Below are 514 nucleotides of genomic sequence, written 5' to 3'. Positions count from 1 at the left end.
AAGCCACTCCTGTCCTAAAAACATAGCTGTAAAACTCAAAGGCCAGCCGATGCTGGCCTTTTTATTGCGCAAAGACTTGCCTTTCTAATTGGGTGTTGCAAAATACCGCCCTCAATTGTGGTAAACCAGACAATTGATCCTTAAGCCTTGCCAAAACGGATTGGAGCAGCCGACACGTTATGTTGTTGATCATCGATAACTACGATTCTTTCACTTACAACCTTTACCAATACTTTTGCGAGCTTGGTGCTCAGGTAAAGGTCGTGCGCAATGACGAAATCGACATTCAAGGTATCGAAGCCCTCAATCCAACCCATTTGGTGATTTCCCCTGGGCCTTGTACGCCAAACGAAGCGGGTATTTCCCTGCAAGCCATAGAGCATTTTGCCGGTAAGCTTCCTATTTTAGGGGTGTGCCTCGGCCATCAAGCCATTGCGCAAGTGTTCGGTGGCGAAGTTGTGCGTGCGAGACAAGTCATGCATGGTAAAACATCGCCTATCCGCCATACGGGTCG

General features: G+C 48.1%; 1 protein-coding gene. It reads left to right on the top strand.

Annotation, left to right across the window (positions count from 1 at the left end):
- Window positions 1–179 precede the first annotated feature (179 nt).
- Window positions 180–514, top strand: a 335-nt coding sequence (locus tag R7Q09_RS28485; RefSeq protein WP_411913139.1) for a glutamine amidotransferase-related protein, incomplete at its 3' end; no start/stop codon positions are given.

Source organism: Vibrio sp. 2130-1 (assembly GCF_033339515.1).
This window is presented reverse-complemented; position numbering and strand designations above follow the sequence as displayed.